The organism is Natroniella sulfidigena (genome assembly GCF_023223645.1).
Lineage (GTDB): Bacteria > Bacillota > Halanaerobiia > Halobacteroidales > Halobacteroidaceae > Natroniella > Natroniella sulfidigena.
The window spans coordinates 63,496-82,148 of the sequence record NZ_JALKBY010000008.1 but is presented as its reverse complement, the minus strand read 5'-3'; the positions used below and the strand labels follow the sequence as shown (position 1 = coordinate 82,148).

At 36.1% G+C, this 18,653-nt stretch carries 23 protein-coding genes; 18 read left to right on the top strand and 5 right to left on the bottom strand.

Annotation, left to right across the window (positions count from 1 at the left end; translation table 11 throughout):
* Positions 1-51: 51 nt before the first annotated feature.
* The gene (locus MWH28_RS06690; protein WP_345894753.1) at positions 52-522 is read right to left on the bottom strand and encodes a TasA family protein; all 471 of its coding nucleotides are present in this window, start codon (positions 520-522) and stop codon (positions 52-54) included.
* A gap of 311 nt (positions 523-833) precedes the next feature.
* Here MWH28_RS06690 and MWH28_RS06685 point away from each other — a divergent pair, with 311 nt between their 5' ends.
* From MWH28_RS06685 to MWH28_RS06625, 13 genes are all read left to right on the top strand, one after another.
* Entirely contained in the window at positions 834-1,796 is a 963-nt protein-coding gene (locus MWH28_RS06685; RefSeq protein ID WP_248618546.1) for a hypothetical protein, read from the top strand.
* A gap of 209 nt (positions 1,797-2,005) precedes the next feature.
* The gene (locus MWH28_RS06680) at positions 2,006-3,397 is read left to right on the top strand and encodes a hypothetical protein (RefSeq protein ID WP_248618545.1); all 1,392 of its coding nucleotides are present in this window, start codon (positions 2,006-2,008) and stop codon (positions 3,395-3,397) included.
* Positions 3,398-3,663: 266 nt separating this feature from the next.
* Positions 3,664-4,323 carry a hypothetical protein gene (locus MWH28_RS06675; RefSeq protein WP_248618544.1) on the top strand — a complete coding sequence of 220 codons (660 nt, stop codon included), beginning with the start codon at positions 3,664-3,666 and terminating at the stop codon, positions 4,321-4,323.
* A gap of 203 nt (positions 4,324-4,526) precedes the next feature.
* The gene (gene gvpO, locus MWH28_RS06670; protein ID WP_248618543.1) at positions 4,527-4,799 is read left to right on the top strand and encodes a gas vesicle protein GvpO; all 273 of its coding nucleotides are present in this window, start codon (positions 4,527-4,529) and stop codon (positions 4,797-4,799) included.
* 1 nt (position 4,800) lies between these two features.
* Positions 4,801-5,706, top strand: coding sequence for a gas vesicle protein GvpN (gene gvpN, locus MWH28_RS06665; RefSeq protein ID WP_248618542.1), 906 nt, complete (start codon positions 4,801-4,803; stop codon positions 5,704-5,706).
* A gap of 13 nt (positions 5,707-5,719) precedes the next feature.
* Entirely contained in the window at positions 5,720-5,941 is a 222-nt protein-coding gene (locus MWH28_RS06660; protein WP_248618541.1) for a hypothetical protein, read from the top strand.
* Entirely contained in the window at positions 5,934-6,638 is a 705-nt protein-coding gene (locus tag MWH28_RS06655; protein WP_248618540.1) for a GvpL/GvpF family gas vesicle protein, read from the top strand. Before MWH28_RS06660 ends, MWH28_RS06655 begins: the two co-directional genes overlap by 8 nt.
* Positions 6,639-6,641: 3 nt before the next feature.
* Positions 6,642-6,881 carry a gas vesicle protein GvpG gene (locus MWH28_RS06650; protein WP_248618539.1) on the top strand — a complete coding sequence of 80 codons (240 nt, stop codon included), beginning with the start codon at positions 6,642-6,644 and terminating at the stop codon, positions 6,879-6,881.
* A complete protein-coding gene (gvpJ, locus tag MWH28_RS06645; protein WP_248618538.1) occupies positions 6,874-7,071 on the top strand; it encodes a gas vesicle protein GvpJ in 198 nt (65 codons plus the stop codon). The genes MWH28_RS06650 and gvpJ (MWH28_RS06645) overlap by 8 nt, the downstream gene beginning before the upstream one ends.
* Entirely contained in the window at positions 7,061-7,738 is a 678-nt protein-coding gene (locus MWH28_RS06640; RefSeq protein ID WP_248618537.1) for a GvpL/GvpF family gas vesicle protein, read from the top strand. Before gvpJ (MWH28_RS06645) ends, MWH28_RS06640 begins: the two co-directional genes overlap by 11 nt.
* 19 nt (positions 7,739-7,757) lie before the next feature.
* Positions 7,758-8,084: a gas vesicle protein K gene (locus MWH28_RS06635; protein WP_248618536.1), complete on the top strand. Its 327-nt coding sequence runs from the start codon at positions 7,758-7,760 to the stop codon at positions 8,082-8,084.
* A 17-nt stretch (positions 8,085-8,101) separates the two neighbouring features.
* Positions 8,102-8,446 carry a gas vesicle protein gene (locus MWH28_RS06630; protein ID WP_248618535.1) on the top strand — a complete coding sequence of 115 codons (345 nt, stop codon included), beginning with the start codon at positions 8,102-8,104 and terminating at the stop codon, positions 8,444-8,446.
* Positions 8,447-8,459: 13 nt separating this feature from the next.
* Positions 8,460-9,248, top strand: coding sequence for a GvpL/GvpF family gas vesicle protein (locus tag MWH28_RS06625; RefSeq protein WP_248618534.1), 789 nt, complete (start codon positions 8,460-8,462; stop codon positions 9,246-9,248).
* Positions 9,249-9,288: 40 nt separating this feature from the next.
* On the opposite strand, the gene gvpJ (MWH28_RS06620) is transcribed toward MWH28_RS06625, so the two are convergent.
* Positions 9,289-9,510, bottom strand: coding sequence for a gas vesicle protein GvpJ (gene gvpJ / locus MWH28_RS06620; protein WP_248618533.1), 222 nt, complete (start codon positions 9,508-9,510; stop codon positions 9,289-9,291).
* A gap of 349 nt (positions 9,511-9,859) precedes the next feature.
* Between gvpJ (MWH28_RS06620) and MWH28_RS06615 the strand changes: the two genes are divergently transcribed.
* Positions 9,860-10,249 (top strand): hypothetical protein, encoded by a 390-nt coding sequence (locus MWH28_RS06615; RefSeq protein WP_248618532.1) that lies wholly within the window; start codon positions 9,860-9,862, stop codon positions 10,247-10,249.
* A gap of 22 nt (positions 10,250-10,271) precedes the next feature.
* Here MWH28_RS06615 and MWH28_RS06610 read toward each other — a convergent pair whose 3' ends face one another.
* Positions 10,272-10,676 carry a hypothetical protein gene (locus MWH28_RS06610; protein WP_248618531.1) on the bottom strand — a complete coding sequence of 135 codons (405 nt, stop codon included), beginning with the start codon at positions 10,674-10,676 and terminating at the stop codon, positions 10,272-10,274.
* A gap of 440 nt (positions 10,677-11,116) precedes the next feature.
* Here MWH28_RS06610 and MWH28_RS06605 point away from each other — a divergent pair, with 440 nt between their 5' ends.
* Entirely contained in the window at positions 11,117-12,733 is a 1,617-nt protein-coding gene (locus MWH28_RS06605) for a DUF3794 and LysM peptidoglycan-binding domain-containing protein (RefSeq protein WP_248618530.1), read from the top strand.
* A 245-nt stretch (positions 12,734-12,978) separates the two neighbouring features.
* On the opposite strand, the gene MWH28_RS06600 is transcribed toward MWH28_RS06605, so the two are convergent.
* Both MWH28_RS06600 and MWH28_RS06595 read right to left on the bottom strand, forming a co-directional pair.
* Entirely contained in the window at positions 12,979-14,643 is a 1,665-nt protein-coding gene (locus MWH28_RS06600; protein ID WP_248618529.1) for a ribonuclease J, read from the bottom strand.
* 53 nt (positions 14,644-14,696) lie between these two features.
* Positions 14,697-15,203 carry a L,D-transpeptidase family protein gene (locus tag MWH28_RS06595; RefSeq protein WP_248618528.1) on the bottom strand — a complete coding sequence of 169 codons (507 nt, stop codon included), beginning with the start codon at positions 15,201-15,203 and terminating at the stop codon, positions 14,697-14,699.
* A 231-nt stretch (positions 15,204-15,434) separates the two neighbouring features.
* Between MWH28_RS06595 and MWH28_RS06590 the strand changes: the two genes are divergently transcribed.
* The 3 genes from MWH28_RS06590 to MWH28_RS06580 all read left to right on the top strand — a co-directional run bounded on the left by MWH28_RS06590 (position 15,435) and on the right by MWH28_RS06580 (position 18,578).
* Positions 15,435-16,685, top strand: a complete 1,251-nt coding sequence (locus MWH28_RS06590; protein ID WP_248618527.1) for a hypothetical protein — start codon at positions 15,435-15,437, stop codon at positions 16,683-16,685.
* 222 nt (positions 16,686-16,907) lie between these two features.
* On the top strand, positions 16,908-17,789 hold the full coding sequence (gene ispE, locus MWH28_RS06585; protein WP_248618526.1) for a 4-(cytidine 5'-diphospho)-2-C-methyl-D-erythritol kinase: 882 nt from the start codon (positions 16,908-16,910) through the stop codon (positions 17,787-17,789).
* 12 nt (positions 17,790-17,801) lie between these two features.
* Positions 17,802-18,578 (top strand): nucleotidyltransferase family protein, encoded by a 777-nt coding sequence (locus MWH28_RS06580; protein WP_248618525.1) that lies wholly within the window; start codon positions 17,802-17,804, stop codon positions 18,576-18,578.
* The last annotated feature ends 75 nt before the right edge of the window (positions 18,579-18,653 follow it).

Sequence of the window (18,653 nt, the reverse complement as noted above, 5' to 3'; positions counted from 1 at the left end):
CATTATGTAAGCTTCTCTGGCAGTTTAAGCTACCAGAGAAGATAAAAGATTTTAATCAACTGCTACAAAGACAAAATCTACACTTATATCCAGTGCTTGAACTAAGTTTCCTGCATCATCAGGTAAACCAACAGTAAATTCAACATCTTCATCTGTTCCCTCTAATAATTCTCTACCAGGACTATCTGGTCTATCGATTAGATCACTTAAGATACCTGTAAATAATGTTTCTGGTGTTCCATCTGGATCAGATATTACACTGGCAGTTAAGGTATTAGCAAGGACTGCAGTTCGACTAGCATTAAAATTTTCTGGAGCCCAGTCTGCAGAAACAAAGTAGTAATGATCAATTGAGCCTGTATTATCAGCATTGACCCTACCAGTAACATCATCGCCAGGTGTTAGATTAGTTTCTGTAATAATAGTATCTGGTGACACGTTTATATCTACCGAGGCATTGGTGGTGGAGCTATCATCACTAGATGATTGAGCTGTAAAGGACATCTTCATCCCCCCTTTTATAATGTATATAGTACTTTCATTGTGTGGATGATAAAAATTATTTCCAATCAGACAATGAAAGCAAGTTCAATCCATTATATGTAGTTAAGGAAGTATGGGTTACATTAAACTTTATTAGCAATAGGCTTTAGGTATTCTTTATTCAAGCAGATTTTAGTACTATTTTTATAACCTATCTTTAGTTGGTTTTTACTAGCAGTAGAGTAATTAAAAAGAATCACAATTTCTTCTCAATGACATAGTATGTTAGCAAATGAGCTTAAATGATGCCTTTAACTACTGACTTAACTCCACTCGAAAGGAGTAGGTTGATGAATCTTGTCAGCTTGTTCACTATGATCGATGAATTATTTAAGCTAGAGCAGGAAGATCTAATAGAATTAAGAGATTTTTTAGAAGAGATAATTACTGAGAATGGAGAACAGACAACCAAAAAGGATAGCCAACCTCAAGCAGAGGCTAAACAGATTGTCTATAATCAGTTTTTCATAAATTTACATAATTGCCCTGAGCAAAGCTCTATAAAAGGGGGTGATGTAATGGTTGATAAGAATGAAGTGGATGAGGAAGCTGTTATCCCGCAGGAGAGCAGTACAGCTAGTGAGGATGAAAACATTACGAAAGGAGGTGAGAAGATGGCAGATGGAATTGGAATAAGCGAACAAGAACTTGAAAAGATAGCTAAAGATGGATTAATTACCCAAGAAGAAAATGAAGAGGATTGTGTGGATCATGTTGATACAGATTATGAAGTTGATTTCTGTTGTTTTATTCAGGTGCCAACAAATTTTGATTTACCAGAGGACTTTAATCAGGATAATGTTGAATTTACCTTTACTACTGATAAGTTAAGCTGTTGTTTGGAGAAAAAAGAAGTTTGTTGTGATGTGACATGGAATGAGCAAACAATTCAACTAACAGCAAATGCATTTGTAGTCAAGATAGTAGGTAGTATTGAATATATCATCAGTCTTTCTGGAGTGGAAGGAGATAAAGGTGGTCAACTTGATTTTGAGGAGACGGAGCCTGTTACCTTAGAGAATGAAGCTTCAGCCTGTTGTTTGGAGACTGTTTGTTTAGATAATATTGTATATCTTACCCTCAGTGAGGAGTGTGAAGAGAATCCTTGTGATGATGTTTCATTAGAGGATGTTGAAGGTAAGATTACTAAGATAGAAGTTATAGAGCTAGATGAGGTATGCCCTAATGTGACTAGAATTTTCATTAAAGGAGAATTTGACCTCGAGCCAGCTGTAGAAGATGAGCCTGTATAATATTTATGAACCTAGAGGAATAATTCCTCTAGGTTTTTATTTTGGTTTAAGAAATTATGCTTTTTAAAGGTTGTGGAGAATTCTCTTTTTTTAATGGTTTACTTAACCTTAAATTCAGCCTTAGACTATGGCCTGCGGTTATTTTTTTATGCACATAAAAGAAATATTTTACATATTATGTATTAATTTTAAAAGGAGGTGATTAATCAATGCTTGATGAGTGCCAACCGTGTGATTGTAAACCTTACGAGAACAAATGTTGTTGTCCTGAGCAGAATGGAATCTTTATAGCCCAGCCTAAGTGCCAGAGGTTGCCTGATGGTAGGGTGGTTAATAACCCCTGTTTTGTTCAGGAAGAAAATAGTAGCTTTTGGAGTTATAAGGTAGTGACCAACTGTGATCCAGCTACTAGAGGGATCAGCAGTATTGCAATTCCAATCTGTGAGGTGATCCATGAAGCTCACATTAGAGTTGAGGAGAAGATTGATGGTTGTGATGAGTTTAAGGAGATCGATACCTTTGAGTTAAGAAAGACAGATCCTATCTTTGGAGAAGCACCTGAGGGGTTTCAATTCTTAAAGATTGAGACTGATGATCGATATGATACAGGGGTGGCTGTTCTTTATCGAATAGAGATAACTGGTAACTATCCAACAGCGATTCAACCACTAGCAGTTAAGGCAGGTCCACCAGTCTTACTCTTTGACTGTAGTTGCTATCAAGTTCCAGCCTGTCCACCGATGCCTCGGTTATTTATTGAGAAGGATTGTGAAGTAGTTATCGATGATAATCAGGCTACTCTAAATTATACTGCCACTGTCAGTAATGTTGGCGATACTAATTTTGCTAATGTTCAATTTAGGGATCAGATAACGTATGATGCTGCCAATATAACCTTTGGAGAGATAATTGTAGATCCTGATTTGGATATCGAAGAGGTTGAACCAGGAGTAATAGTGATTAGTGGTAGCCTTGGCCCGTTGGCTCGTGGGGAGATAACGACAGTTACAGTAGAGATTCCAGTGGTCAGTATTGTTGATCCTAATAGATATCTGATCAGAAATATGGTAACTGCTTCAGCGCAAGGTATAGAAGCTACAGATAGCTGTATTTTATTTCTTGATGCTGTTCAATTGGCAGCCGATAAGTGTTGTTTACAAGGGCCAACAGTTGATGCCAATATATTCCGGATTATAGTTGATAATGTAGGCCATTCTCCTCAGACAGATATAACTATAATCGATACACTGGTCGTGCCCCAAGAGGTTACTGTTCAATTTACCAGCTTTGATGGTTGTGATGCGTTCTTTGTTGATGATGGTAATCCAGTACCGTTGAATACTGATATCTCTGGTAGAGCTATTAATATAATCTGTGAGGAGTTAACAGTTGCTCAAGGGGGAACTGTGATCAAGGATATTCAGTTTAATGTAGTAGCAACAAGAGCTTTTGTAGAGCCGGTTAGAATAATTAATAGTCTGCAGGATATTATCTTCTTAAATCAAGATCAGCAGATCTTATTAGGAATAGATAATTTACCTGTAACTGCTCGAATAGCAGTTGTTGGAGAGCTTGACTGTGAGGATCCTTGCCAGCCGTGAAGGTATAGGTTTTCTTCATAGGGTTTCTTAATGATAGTTAATTTTATGTTTGTTGATAAAAGTGTCAGTGTGAGTAGTGTGTGTGAGTAAAAGCAAAACCTTAGCCCTTATGTTTTTGATCTTACTCACACTCTCACACAAAACTGACACTACTTAATATTGTTTACAGTTCGGCTTATTTCTTGATAAGGAGATTTTATTATAGTCACAGAGACATACTAACCTCTCATACAATATAATAATCTTAGTCAGAAAGGAGGGAAGAAATGTCAAAATTCAAGAGGAAGGTACTGGAGAGGTTGGTTGATGATAATAAGATAGTTACTATCATCATTACCTCTGGGGCCAACTGCTGTGAACTTACTGGCTGTGTCGGTGAGGTAGCTGATGACTATCTAACATTATTAACTCCTGATAATGCTTGTAATCGAACCTATATTGCACTCGATTGTATCTGTGCAGTAAGTGAGCGAATTGAACCGCCTCCGCCGCCACCACCGCCACCGGTATGTGAATGTCAGGTTACTGGAGCTGCCAATATACCTTTTCCTGATCCTCCATGTTCACCAGATGTAGTAAGATTAACAGTTGTAGCTTGTCCAGGCTGTACTCCTGAGCCTGATCAAGTATTATATGAAGATACTCGTGGAGAAGAAGATGTAGAACTGATGCTATTACCACCTGGGCCAGGGGAGATTACTTCTGTGAGTTGTGTTGATGATCAAGCGGCAATAATTGAAGGTACAGCACAGGTTACAATTGGTGGAGTCAATCAAGGAATCTGTGAATTTATTTTGGAAGTGACCGATACTCCTCCACCTACACCAGATACTCTGAGAATGTTAATAATTTGCGATGGGATAGAGGTGCATGACAGTGGTGTAGTAGATCTATTGGGGCAGTCAATCAATATCATAGAGTGTTAGAGAGATGTAGAGTTTCGCTGCCACTGGTAGCGAAACTTTATTTTGGTTTCTCCTCACTAAAATTAATATTTTTACATATGTTGTATAGTAAACTAAGATCTACTATTATAATTGTAAAGTTTTTAAGACTATTCTCCTTCTGTTTAATAATTTTAGAGCATATTATTATAAAGACTTATTATCTAATGAAGGAGGAATAATGGATGTCTATTAATCGAGTTTTAAAGAGTGTAAAACAATTCTTTGCAGAATTATTGGGTGAAGAGATAGAAGTTATCTCAGTTATACCAGGTGAAGGAGGGTGGAAAGTAGAGTTTGAGGTGATAGTTGAGGATGAGTATATGAGAAAGAGAGCTAGGAAGGATATTGTTGCTAGGTATCAGGTGCAGTTAAATAATAAGCTGGAGATTGTGGCATACAATAGAATAGAACTTAAGGAGAGAGGAGCGTTAGAATATAACGAGAGGGGAGAATAATATGAAATTAGATGGAGAGCAAGGGATAAAGGCTGAACAGGGGTTTGTAGAGACAGACTACATTCACGATCTAACAGATAGGTCATTAATGTATTTAAAAGCAGGCTATCCAGTTCACTTTAGAGGGCCAGCTGGAACAGGAAAGACGACTCTTGCTCTGTATTTGGCAAATTTATTGGATCAACCATTCCAAATCATCTTCGGGAATGAAGAGTTTGATCGAAAGGATTTGCTCGGTGGTTATTTTGGTTTGAATAGAGAAGTAGTCCATGATAATTTTATCCACTCAGTAACTAAGCGGAAAGAAAAGTATAGTGAAAATTGGGTTGATGGGAAATTACTGGATGCTTGTGAGCGGGGTTTAACTTTGATTTATGATGAATTTACTCGTTCGAGAGCTGAAACTAACAATATTTTATTATCGATCTTAGAGGAGGGAGTAGTTGAGCTGCCCTTAAATGAGGATAGCGTAAATTCGGTCAAGGTCAATCCAAATTTTAGAGTGATATTTACCAGTAATCCTGATGAATACTCTGGTGTTTATAAGGCCCAAGATGCCTTAAAGAGTAGGATGATTACTATGGAGTTGGGCTTTCCTGATTTTGAAACTGAGATTGAGATTATTAAGAAGAATACAGGGATTTCGACTGAATTGGCTGAGTATATAGCAAAGATAGTTAGGTATTTCAGAAATAAAACGACTGAAAAGTTTAACCCGACTATTAGATCAAGTATTATGGTTGCTCAGATATTAGAAGAGAATAATGTTAGTTTTGCTAAAGATAAGGAGTTAGTGAAGAAGATATTTACAGATGTATTACTATCTGAAAGTTCTAATTTAAGGATTAGTAATCAAGAGACAGAAGAGGCAAAAAAATTGCTCAAAAAATTATTTAATAAGTTATGAAAGGAGGGAGCTGATGAATAGACTTAATAGTGATAGCGAAAAAGAAGAGACTTCTAATTTATTGTCAACCTTAGTTTCGTTAGGTAATATCTTAACGGAGATGGAAGAGAATGATGAGCAGATGAGAGAATATAAACAAGAAGTAACCAGTGAAACTATTTCTTATGGATTTGGACTTAAGGTTGGTATTTTGGCTGAGCAAGATGATGGCGAGGAGGCTGAAAGCGATGAATAGATATTGTTTTTGTGTAATTAAGGATAATAATGAACTGACTGCTGAAGATTTAGAGTTAATTAAATATCAGGATATAGCGATGGTAACCTCAGAGGTTGTGGAGGATGAGATATTACCTACTCGTGATAATGTGATTGAGCATGAAGAGACGATCAATCGAATTATGGAAGAAACTGCTTTGATTCCAATGAGCTTTGGTCATTTGAGTGATGATCAGGAGAAGATAGAGCGGTTTTTAGAGATTAATTATGAGCGGTTGGTTCAGTTATTAGAGAAGTTTGCAGATAAGATGGAGTTAGGACTTAAGATCTTTTGGAAGGATCAAGCCTTTACAGAAGAGGTGGAGGATCAAGAGATTGCTGAGCGAAAAAAAGAGTTGCAAAAGAGAGAAAACCCTAGTCAGATGGAGATAGCTGAGGTTGGTAAGTTAGTGATGGATAGAGCTGAAGCCTTTAGAGATTATTATAATCAAGAGATTTATGATAAATTAGCTAGCATTGCTGTTGAGAGTAGCCAAAAGGATCCTTACGATCCTAAGATGGTTCTTAATGCAGTCTTTTTGGTAGCTAAAGAGGAAGAGGATAACTTTGATCAGCTTGTAGATGAGATCTTTAATAAGTACCAAGATAAACTTGACTTTAAATATACTGGGCCTTGGCCCCCTTATAATTTTATAACAGAAGAGTTTGAGGTCTAGATAGTGTTTGGATTGAACAGTGTAATTAAAGTGGTCAAACTAGTCTATGATCAGGCTGTAGATGAATATTATAATGAAGATAAGATTAAAGAAAAGTTATTGAGGATAAGCCTTAAGTATGATCGAGGAGAGATAAGTGAAGCAGAATATGAAGAGCGAGAAGAAGAGCTAATTGAGAGGCTTGCTGAGGCAAGAAGATATAGAAAAGAATTAGAAGATGAAGGGGTAAGAGAAGATGAGTGAACTTGACTTACAACAGGAAGTTACTTTGCTCGATTTATTAGATCGCTTATTGAATAAAGGGATTGTATTATCTGGTGATCTGGTCTTAACTGTGGCTGATATTGATTTATTATATGTAGGCTTAAGAGTATTAATTACCTCTGTGGAGAATCTAGAAGGATTACAAAGGGGTGGTCAAGATGACCTCTAACTTTATTTTTTTATATGGAATAATCGATAATTTGACTAAACGAGCAGTAGAGTCATTTGATTACTTTGATTATGATGGGTGTTATCTGCTTTATAAAGAGGTAACTGGTAAGGATTATAGCTTGGACTTAAATAACTTACAACAGTATGACCAAGCATTAAAGGAGCTGATGGAAGGGGTTACTCTCTTACCATTCAGCTTTGGAACGGTTGTTAAGAGTAAGGAGAAGATCGATCAATTTATCAGGGCCAACGACCAAGAGATCACAGAGTTATTACAGGAGTATCAGGGAAAATTTGAGATGGGCTTAAAGATCTTTACGATGGATGAAAAGCTAGTAGGTTCTGCTAAGCCACGAAGGAGTTGTAGTTCGAGTGGGAAGGAATATATGATGAAGCTATATCAGAAACATCAGGAGAGTGAGGAGCGCAAGGAGTTGGTTGAAGCTAAGTTGGTCCCTATAATTAAGTTATTAGAGGAAGAGAGTTATCAAGTTGAATTTGAAATTTCAACTGGGAAGCGATTGATCTTTGATGGAGCTTACTTAATCAATAAAAGAGAAGTGGGATCAATTCAAGAGCAGTTAGCAGATTTAAATTTAGAGGAAGAGAGGCTGATTTATCAATCTTCTGGTCCTTGGCCCCCTTATAGTTTTGTAGAGTTTTAAGGAAGGTGGGATCGAAAAGGTGGAGGAGTTAGATGAAATAAAAAGAGAGATTGAGCAAGAGCAAGAAAGAGTAAAGAATAAGCCTAGAAATATTAGAGCTAACCCTGAGCAGGTAGAACATGGGTTGGCTAAACTTGTTTTAGCTATCATCGAATTATTGAGAAGATTACTGGAAAAGCAGGCTATCAATAGAATTGAGGGTGGTTCTTTGAGTGATGAAGAGATAGAGAGATTGGGACTAACCTTTATGAGGCTAGAAGAGAAGATGGAGGAGTTGCAGGAGGTATTTGAATTAGAGGATGAAGATCTCAATCTTGACTTAGGCCCTTTAGGTAAATTAATGTAAGGAGAGGAGGATAAATTATGGCTTATGATCATATTTCTCATTCTACGACAGGAGCATCTTTAGGGGAGATCTTAGAGCGGGTGTTGGATAAGGGGGTAGTGATTGCTGGTGATATAAGTATTTCCTTAGTAGAGGTAGAGCTACTTACAATCAAAGTTAGATTGGTCGTTGCTTCGGTTGAGCGGGCAATGGAGATGGGGATTGACTGGTGGAGGCATGATCCAATGTTATCATCTTTAGCTGCTGAGAAAGAAGAAGCCAAAGATATTGAGACTAATAAGCAAGCTAAGATAGAGACAGATGAGATTCTTGAAAGATTGGAGCGATTAGAAGGAATAAACAAAAAATTATTAAAGGAGTAAGGAGGGGAGCTAATTGGAGTTAGGGTATTATCTTTACTGTATCACATCAGAAAATATTGCAGATCAATCTGAAATCAAGGGGATTGATTCTGATTATCGATTGACTGGAGTTAGACATGAAGGATTAAACGCAATTATTAGTCCAATCTCTTTAGAAAAATATAGTGAAGAAAAGATACAGCAAAGGGTAGAAGATCTAGATTGGGTAAAGGATAAAGCGAAATCTCATATGGATATCTTGCTTAAGGTGATGGAAAGTGCTCAGATAATACCATTCAGATTCTTAACCATCTTTCATAAGCAGGAGGATATAACGAAATTTTTAAAGTCTTATCAGGAACAATTGCTCAGTTCATTGGACTATTTGGAAGGCAAGGAAGAGTGGTCTTGGAAGCTGTATTGTGATAAAAAAGCATTTGTTGCTGATTATGTAGAACGCAAGGGAAGTCTAACCAGTAATGATTCTTCCCCGGGGGCAAATTATTTTAAAAGAAAGATGATGAAGGGGCGGTTACAACAAAAGGCTGAGGAAGAGTTACATCAATTGATTGAAAGTATTTATAACCAATTAGATGAGCTCTCAATTGAGCATAAGTTGAATCAAAAATTAGCTCAAGAGATAACCGGGCATCAAGAGGAGATGCTTTTAAACTTTTCTTTATTAGTTGAGGCTGAACAAAAAGAGAGGTTGGGTGCTTATACAAAGGAGATTAATGAGACACTAGATAGAAATATCCATGTTGAATTTACAGGGCCTTGGCCCGCTTATGATTACTGCCCTGATTTTGATCAAGAAGAATAAATAGAAAGGAGCGGAATATTCCGCTCCTTTCTATTTTAATTTAGCTTGAAGAATAAGCTTTTTTCTTAGCAGTTAATGAAACTGCTTCAGCATAAGTTAACCAGGTTTCAACACTAGCGATAACTACTCGAGCTTCAATGGATAATAAATCAATTCCTACTAATGCTACCTTAACGAAAGCATCAATGACGATACCTTTATCTAAAATTCTATCTACTACTTCTGCTAAACTATCAGTATCTGTGGATTTTTGAATGGCCATTTTTATCCCTCCTTCTTTTAATCAGTTATTAATTTTTTTAATCTTTAGTATATATTATGTTTTAGTAAAGGTTTAGTGAATAAATACAAAAAAATTTTAGAGCAAAATCTAAAAAACTTTAAACTAAGTAATAGAATAGATTATATGTAGAGATTGAATTTTTATGAGTTTGATTTAAATTTTTCAAGATTATAATTATATCAGCCTGGGTAATTGCATAAAATGACTAGTAAGAAGGAGGTTGATACGACAAAGTTAAAAAAATCACTATAAATGTTTAACTTTACCTTAGTTGAAAGAATAATATTATTATAACTTAAGGTGAACAAATAAATTAAGGAGGACTAAAATGAAGGCTTTAAAGAAGAGTAATTCAGTAGCTCAAAGAAACTTAAATCTTAATAGGAAAAGTGATATTGAATGTGGTTATTTATTTGAGATGAGGAAGGATCAAATACCAGGTTATTTATCGGTCAAGATTGATAATTATGATTTAGAAGCGGATGAACTAAAATTTTTTGGAGTTTCTAAGAAAGGAGCTCCAGTATCTGGATTAGGAGTTCCTGCTTCAAAGGTAGATAACCAAGATCAGGAAGAGGTTATTGCTTTATTTAATATTGAAAAATTGGTTCAGAGTGGACAGTTTACTGAAGATACAGTAGAAGGTGTAATTACACTAGAAAATCAAGAATTAGGTCGAGATGAGATCAATACTAATCCTGGCATTTATTTAGGATAAGATTGGATATCAATTGAGCTATTTAGCTCAATTGATATCTTTCACTTAAGACCTTTGTACCCTCTGCTAAAAAGAGGTTAAAGATGATAGTGTCCCTATAAAAGTACTGTTTAGGAATGGTAAATAAGTGATAACTACCTTCAATCACTTCAACAATTGTTTGAGCGTTGTAGGCACGGTAAAATATTTCTTTGACTTGGCCATTGAGAAATAACAAAAGTAGTCGATTGGAAAGATTTAAGTTATCAGGATAACTTATATTATACATAGCCAATCTTTCTTGGGCCTGCTTTTGATTGTCAAAAATAAATAACCGTTGGTTATAATTGTTGGCCCAGTTTGTAGTGAAGTCTCTGGTTCGTACTCTTAAAGGAATATATTGGACTAAAGGGTAAGGTAAGATATTATCAGGGTAATTCGATGGCATCAAACTTCCTCCTTTCTAATAATTAGTTAAATTAAAGTCTATTATCACAAAGTTTCACAGATAACTAAATTTCTCTACATCCCCATGTTAGTACAATTAACAATTAAAGGTCACAAACTTAAAAATTTGAGCCCCTCAAAAGCGCTATATCTACAGATTAGGTTTGTTTTGGTTTTAGGGTTCTACTTAGGTTTTATGCTTTAAAATCGTAACTTTAAAAGTTAAGCTATTGATCAATATAAAGTATGGTGGTGATTAGTTAAATGGGTTACTTAAACTAAGACTTAACCTTAGACTAGTCTTTATATATCTATACTTATGCAACGTTTAAAGAAATGATTATCCAATAATTGTAAAAAGAAAGTGTGCACATTTTGGATTTGGTTGCATATATTATATATGAAAGCTAGACTAGCTAGCTAACAGAAAGGAGGAAGATGATGGCAATTAATTTTAAGCAGGAAACGGTCAAAGTAGACTATGTGATTGGCGAAGATACAGTCAGAGAGTCAATTACCAGGGAAGTAGAGATCCCTGTTGACGAGAAACCAAATATAGAGCGAGTTTTAGAAGTTGATACTTCAATTAGAAATGTCACAGCGGAAGCAGAAGATGGAGGAGCTGTCTTAGAAGGGGTAATCGATGTAGGGGTGATCTATGTTGCAGATGCTCCTGAAGAAGAACCTCAGCAACCGGTCCATTACTTTACAGGAACTTTTGAATTTACTAACTTTATAGACATCCCAGAAGCCGAAGAAGGAATGGATGCCTTTGGTGACGTCAATATTATCAGAGCTACTTATGACTTTGTCGATGAACGAACAGTAGAGGTTACTGTTGTAATTAGAAAGTTTGCTAAGGTGACGGACCTTCGTCAGATTACTATTGTTACTGATGTCAAAGGAATCAAAGAAGACTTAATCGAGCGAGAATTGTTACGGATTGAAAGTGTAATCGCTGAAGATTTAGAACAGGTAATCGTTAGAGGGGAACTTGATGTCCCTCCTGAGAAACCACCAGTAGAGCGAGTTTTAAAAGTTGATCTCGATTTAGTAGATGAAATTCAAGTTGATGTAACAGATGATGGGGTTATTGTTGATGGGACTTTTGAGGGTGGTATTGTCTATGTCTCTACAGAAGAAGATCAGTCGGTCCATTTTGCTGAAGGAATAATTGAATTTTCTGAGGTTATCGATCTACCTGGGGTTGAGCCCGATATGTCAGCCTTTGTTGATGTTTTCTTGAAAAGATTTGATTTTAGATTACGGAATGAAGGTACTGTGGTGGAAGTAGAAGCACTGGTAGAGTTCTTTACTAAGGTAACTCAGCCAAAACAGGTTAAGGTTATTACAGATATTTTAGATGATCGAGTGGAAATAGAAGAGGAGTTACTTAGAGTAGAAGAAGTGATTGGTGAAGATACAGTTGTAGATACAGTGACAGAGCAATTGATTGTTCCTAATGGTAAGCCAGATATAGAGCGGATTTTAGAGGTCAATGCTCAGCTGCGTGATCCAATGGGTCAGGTAGAGGATGGAGGTGTTGCTATTGAAGCAACAATCCAAGGTAAGGTCTTATATGTAGCTGATATAGAGGATCAACCTGTTCACTTCTTTAGTGATGACTTCGACTTTACTAATTTTGTTGGGATACCTGGAGCCGAAGTTGGAATGTCCAGTTATATTGATGTTAGACTCAAGCGAGTTAGAGCTACTCAGCTAAACCAGAGAACGGTAGAGATGACTGCTACCTTAGTTAAATTCGCTAAGGTAACTGACTTTAGACAACTTACGATTGTAAGTGACATAGTGGTTGTTTCTCCAGTTGTTGATGATCCTGTTTGTGATAGACCATCGCGAGTTGTGTATGTAGTTCAACCTGGAGATACCTTATATAAGATAGCTAAACGTTATAGATCGACAGTAGCTGCGATTGTTGATGCTAATGATATTGTCAATCCTGATAAGCTAGAAGTAGGTCAGAAGTTGGTTATTCCAAAGTGTATTATTGATGAACCGGAAGAACCGCCTAAGCCACCAAAACCACCTTTAGGTTAAGGTTGAGTTAAAAATAGAGAGCAATGTTAAGAATCAAGTAGAGGAGATCAAAGATCTCCCTTGCTTGATTTATTTTTTGCTTAATTACAAAATAGCGTAAGTCTAAGGCTGAGGAAATGGTTTTTATTACGAAGGGTTTTTATAAACCCGAAGGTGAGGTTAAGTCAACCGTTAAAAGCATAAGGGTTTAGGTTTTACTTAAACTTAGACTTAGCCTTAAACTTAAGCTTTATATCAATTGTTTTTTATATTTTCATAATCAGTGGTAAGATTATCGGAGATCGTCTGGTCTGTTGATAAATATAAGCACTTAAGAACTCTTTAACTTTCTTTTTTAAGGTAGCAAGGTGAGTTTTATCCTCTTGGTATGCCTTCTTAAAAATCTTTTTTAACTCTTTTTTAACCTCAGTCAAGAATACTTTAGAATCTTGATAGTAATTAAACCCTTGAGTAGTAATCTTAGGATCAGCTAGTAATTCACCTGACTTTTTAGAGATGGATAAAGCTATCATTAATAGTCCATTTTCTGCTAGGTTATTACGTTCGGTCAGTAAGCTCTGATCTAAATCCCCAACTCCCCCTCCTTCGATATAAACTCTATCAGCTGGAACTGAATCAGAAGAAAAGTAAGCTTTTTCGGAATTGATATTCAACCTAGAGCCATTTTTAGTAATAAAGATCTGATCATTGGGGATACCGACCTCTTGGGCCAACAGGGCATGGTGATAGAGATGGCGATATTCGCCATGGACAGGGATGAAATATTTAGGCTTGGTCAGATCAAGCATCATCTTTAACTCTTCTTGGTAAGCATGTCCTGAAGCATGAAGGCTTAGGTCCCTACCATAAATCACCTTAGCCCCTTGGGCGAAGAGTTGGTTGATCGTACTGCCGACTGCTATTTCATTACCTGGGATTGGGGTAGCAGATAAGATTACAGTATCACCAGCCTTGATATTTATCTGCCTATGTTCCTTACGAGCTAATCTGCTTAAAGCAGCCATTGGTTCACCTTGGCTACCGGTCATCAATAAGACAAGTTCATCATCGGCAAAGTTATTGACCTCTCGACTATTGATCAATTGCTCTTCTGGTAGATCAAGATAACCTAGTTCTACAGCAAGTTTGGTATTTTCGTGCATACTTCGTCCAAAGAGTGCGATCTTTCGTTCAGTTTGGGCTGCTGCATTAATAATCTGTTGGATGCGATCTAACTGTGAAGAAAAGGTGCTGATTAAAATACGCCCTTTTGCTGTAGAGAAGATATCATTAATAGTCTCTTGGACAGCCTTTTCTGAAAGTGAATAGCCTTTTTGTTCAGCATTGGTACTATCTGATAACAAAGCTAGAACTCCTTCTTCTCCTAGATTGGTTAGGCTATTAAAATCAGTGGGTTCATTGATTGGACTATGATCAAGCTTAAAATCTCCTGTATAAAGAATAGTTCCTAGTGGTGTCTTGATACTGATAGCTGCTGAACCTGGAATACTGTGAGTTAGTGTGATAAATTCTATTTCAAAGGGAGCTAATTCTATTGTTTGTCCTGGTTTGATAGTCTGTAGTTGATCTGTTTTATCAAGATGATTATCCTTTAGTTTTTTTTCGATCATCTTAGTAGTGAATTTTGTTCCATAAATCGGTAAATCAATCTCCTGTAACAAGAAAGGAATAGAGCCGATATGATCTTCATGGGCATGGCTGATCAATGCAGCTTTGGCCCGTTCTTGATTTTCAATCAGATAAGACATATTAGGGATGATTAAATCTACACCTGGTGTTTGATCAGTGGGAAACATAACTCCACAATCTAAGACTAGGATTTGGTCATTATATTCAACTAGAATCATATTATTTCCGATTTCTTCTCGACCGCCGAGTGGAATAATAGAAATTTCATCTTTTTGTTTCATTTATAATCACCTCTAGTTTATTATTCTCTTTTTTTCTATTTATAATTCTTAAATTAGTTTGGTATTTTTATTCGTTGGCCCGGATAGATTAAATTTTGATCAGTAAGATTATTCAGACGGACAAGCTCTTGGACAGTTGTATTGAATTTTTTAGCAATTTGGTAGAGGGTATCACCTGGTTGAACGGTGTAGTAGTTAGAGTTATTATCTGGACTATTTGTTTGCTGTTGTCTGATTTCAATTGGAGTACCAACTTCTACTTGCTCATAGAGGTATTCTGCATCGCGATTATACATTCTAACACAACCTAAAGAAGCAGCTGTTCCAATTGAAGCTGGATTATTGGTACCATGAATTCCATGCATTCGATTGGTAAATTGCATCCAGCGAGTTCCTAAGGCAGGATTAGAAGGATGTTTAATCTTATTAATAATTTTGTAGTTGCCTGTAGGTGTTGGGGTAGCTTGCTTACCAATTGCAACCGGAAAATTATTAGTAACTTGATTGTTTTGGAGTAAATATAGTCTACGTTCGTTTAAGACGATTAAAATTTTTGCCATCAAAATCACCTCCCTTCGAAAAGCAGTGAATAGTGAACAGTGAATAATGAATAGTTAAAAAGCTTAAAACCAAAACCATTCTAAATCGATTGAGTATAAATTATTTTAGAAGTTTTTACTGACACCGACACTACCTCACTATATTTATATTCAAGTTAGTTGAAAAAGGTTAAGATATTAGAATAGACTTCTAAATCTTGGATAAAATACTTTGGAGAGGGGGAAGATAAGATGGATTTTGCTAGTAAAGTAATAGTTAAAGCTGCCACACAGGAAGATATTCCGATCTTGGAGCTAGATCAAGAGTCGAGTCTCTTTCAGTTGGGATATGGTAAGTATGCAAAATTGATACAAGGGTTAATCACAGAAAAAAATTCTTATTTAGCTGAAAATTTATTTAATAGTAGCGTTGAAGTTGGAAACTTATTAGACCAACATGGTTTTCCAGTTCATCAAGAGTTCAAAACAGCTTCTAAAGGTTTGATTGAGGAGGAGATTAGGGATAGTTATTATAATTTATTAGTAATTGACTCTAAAGTAGTAGCAGGGATTAAAAAAGAATATAAATTAGATGAAGGTAGAGTGACTAATAGTAAAAAGATAGCTTTAATCAAGGTTCCATTAGAGGATAGAGATTTGGCTGTTAAGGCAACTGATTTTTTAGGGTTGCAGCTAGCTGAGGTTGGTATATTAATAACAGAAGAGATGGAACCTGTTATTATAGAGGTTAATCCTGCTTCTAAGATTAACTTAAGTGATTATGCTCAAGATAGTGAACGGATTGGAAAAGAAATAATAGATCTGTTGGCCCCTGACCGGATTCCAATCTTTTCAATACTAAGTCAACCCAGACAGGATCTGACTATTGATTTTCTAGCTACAATTTTACAGGAATCAGGAATTGAAGCCAGTAAGTTAAGTCAAGGTAAGAATACGAACTTTTTTAAGCTAGGGGTAAAGAGGATATTGAGTGATCGAGAGGTTGAGGTAGCACTCTTTTCAAGAACTCCAACTGAGATTGAGCAGAATGGCTTGATCTATCAAGCAAGTGATCTTGTATTACTTAATGGCATAACAGAAAAGCTGACTGCTGATTCTTTATTATTAACAGAAATTCAAGAAAAAGGAACGGTTATTTTAAATGCTGACGACAGTCAGTTAGTCAGATTGATTGAACAACTAGAGGGGAAGAAGTTATTGTTTTGTAGTCTGAAGCGGGATAATCTAATTATTCAACGAAGGATTGCTCAAGGTAAGCCAGCAGTTTACTTAACAAATAGAAATTTAGTCTTATTTGATGGGGAAGATGAACTACCTATTATAGCTAATCAAGGTTTTACAGATAATAAGATAATGTCAGCTTTGTTTGCGATAGCTGCAGCTTATAGTTATGGGTTACCTAGCTTTATGATTCGGGCTGGATTAAAAAAGAGGATCAATAAGAGTATGGACCCAGCGAGTTTGTTTCAGATCAATTATTAAGTCTGAGTTTAAGTCTAAGTCTAAGGCAATCAGTAAGAAAGAAGTTACAGTAGAGCGTTAGGTGTTACATTTGTTTTGATGCCTTAGGTTGTCTGTTTCAAAGTTTTTGATTTTAACGGTTTAAGTTCTTTAATTGTTAATTGATTAAGCTAGGGCAGGAATTTAATTTTTAATGGTTAAATATTATAATGATAAGAAGAATATAGTCAAGAGGTGAAGAAGATGTCCAACAAATTAGACTTAACTGCTAATGCTAAAATAAATTTAACATTAGATGTCTTAGCTAAAAGAGAAGATGGTTATCATGAAGTAGAAATGATTATGCAATCGGTTAATCTAGCTGATCGATTAACCTTTACGAAAATAGATAAAGGAATTGAGATTGAAGTAAATCACCCTCAAGTACCTACTGATCAGAATAATTTGATCTATCAAGCTGCTCAATTACTTTTTAGTGAATTTGATTTGAGTGGGGGGGTTAGGGTTGAGGTTGATAAAAGAATTCCTGTAGCAGCTGGTTTGGCTGGTGGCAGTACGAATGCTGCTGCTACGTTAGTAGCTATTAATCAGTTATGGGAATTGAATCTATCACTGGCTGAATTAATAAGTAGAGGGGCCAAATTGGGGGCAGATGTGCCTTTTTGTATAGCAGGAGGTACCCAACTAGCCACTGGGATCGGTACTGAATTAGAAAAATTAGTATCAGATTCAGAACTATATTTAGTAATTGTTAATCCACCGTTAGAAGTTTCTACAGCTATGGTTTACCAAAACTTTAAATTAAATCAGGTGACAAATCATCCTCAAACTGCCAAGGTAATAGCAGGGTTAAGGGAAGGCAAAACCGAGCTAATAGTTGATAATGTAGCGAATGTATTAGAGACGGTTACTTTAAATAGCCATCCTGAAGTTGCAAAATTAAAAAGTAGGATCGAAGAGTTGACTGATAAAGCTTTGATGGCAGGTAGTGGTCCGACAGTTTTGGGGTTTGTGGTCGATCAGGCTCAAGCAGAGCAGGTTAAAGTTAAATTAGAAGAAGAGTTGGCAACAGATTATAAAATTGTGGTAGCTAAAACAGTAAAGCAAGCCATCCAATTTAATTAAGGGGGAAGTATGATGGGGCTAGATGCTATTGTATTAGCAGGAGCAGTCAATGATGGAAAGTTAGCTGAAGTAAGTGAACAAGATTATGAAGCATTGATTAAGATTAATGATCAACCAATGGTAGATTATGTAGTCAATACATTACAGCAAGTGGAGTTGATCGATAGAATAATTTTGGTTGGCCCTGCTGAGTTGGCCCAAGGTAATCTAGACTTAGAAGGTAACGTAGAGCTAGTTATTAGTGGACAGAATACGTTATTAGAGAATATTAAATTGGGTTTAAGCCAGACAGATAAGCCTTATAGTTTAGTTTTAAGCTCTGATATTCCATTAATTACAGTAGAAGCAATTGAAGCTTTTCTGGCTAAGTGTGAAGCAGATAGAGCAGTAGCTTATTATCCAATTATCCCACAAGAGTTTAATCAACTTCTCTTTTCAGATACTAACAGGACTTGTTTTAAATTAGTAGATGGCAGTTTTACTGGAGGCAATATATTTTTGCTCAACGGGCCAATTATTCTGAGGTTAGAAAAGCTGTTAGCTAAAATTTTGGCGTGGCGAAAGAAGCCTTGGAAGCTAGCTTACTTATTAGGGTTTAAATTTATTGTTAAATTATTGACAGGTAGACTGTCGATAGAGTTGATTGAAGAAGAGGTTTATAAGTTGACTGGATATCAAGCTAAAGCAGTGATAGTTGATTATCCAGAGATTGGTTTTGATATTGATCGGCCTAAGCAGTTGATGTTGGCCCGGGAATTTTATCAAGATTCAAGTTCAAATATTAACTAAAGCATTTACAAAGTAAGTAATCAATGATAAAATGAAGATTAATCCTTGTTTAAAATAGAATGTTCGGAAGGAGTG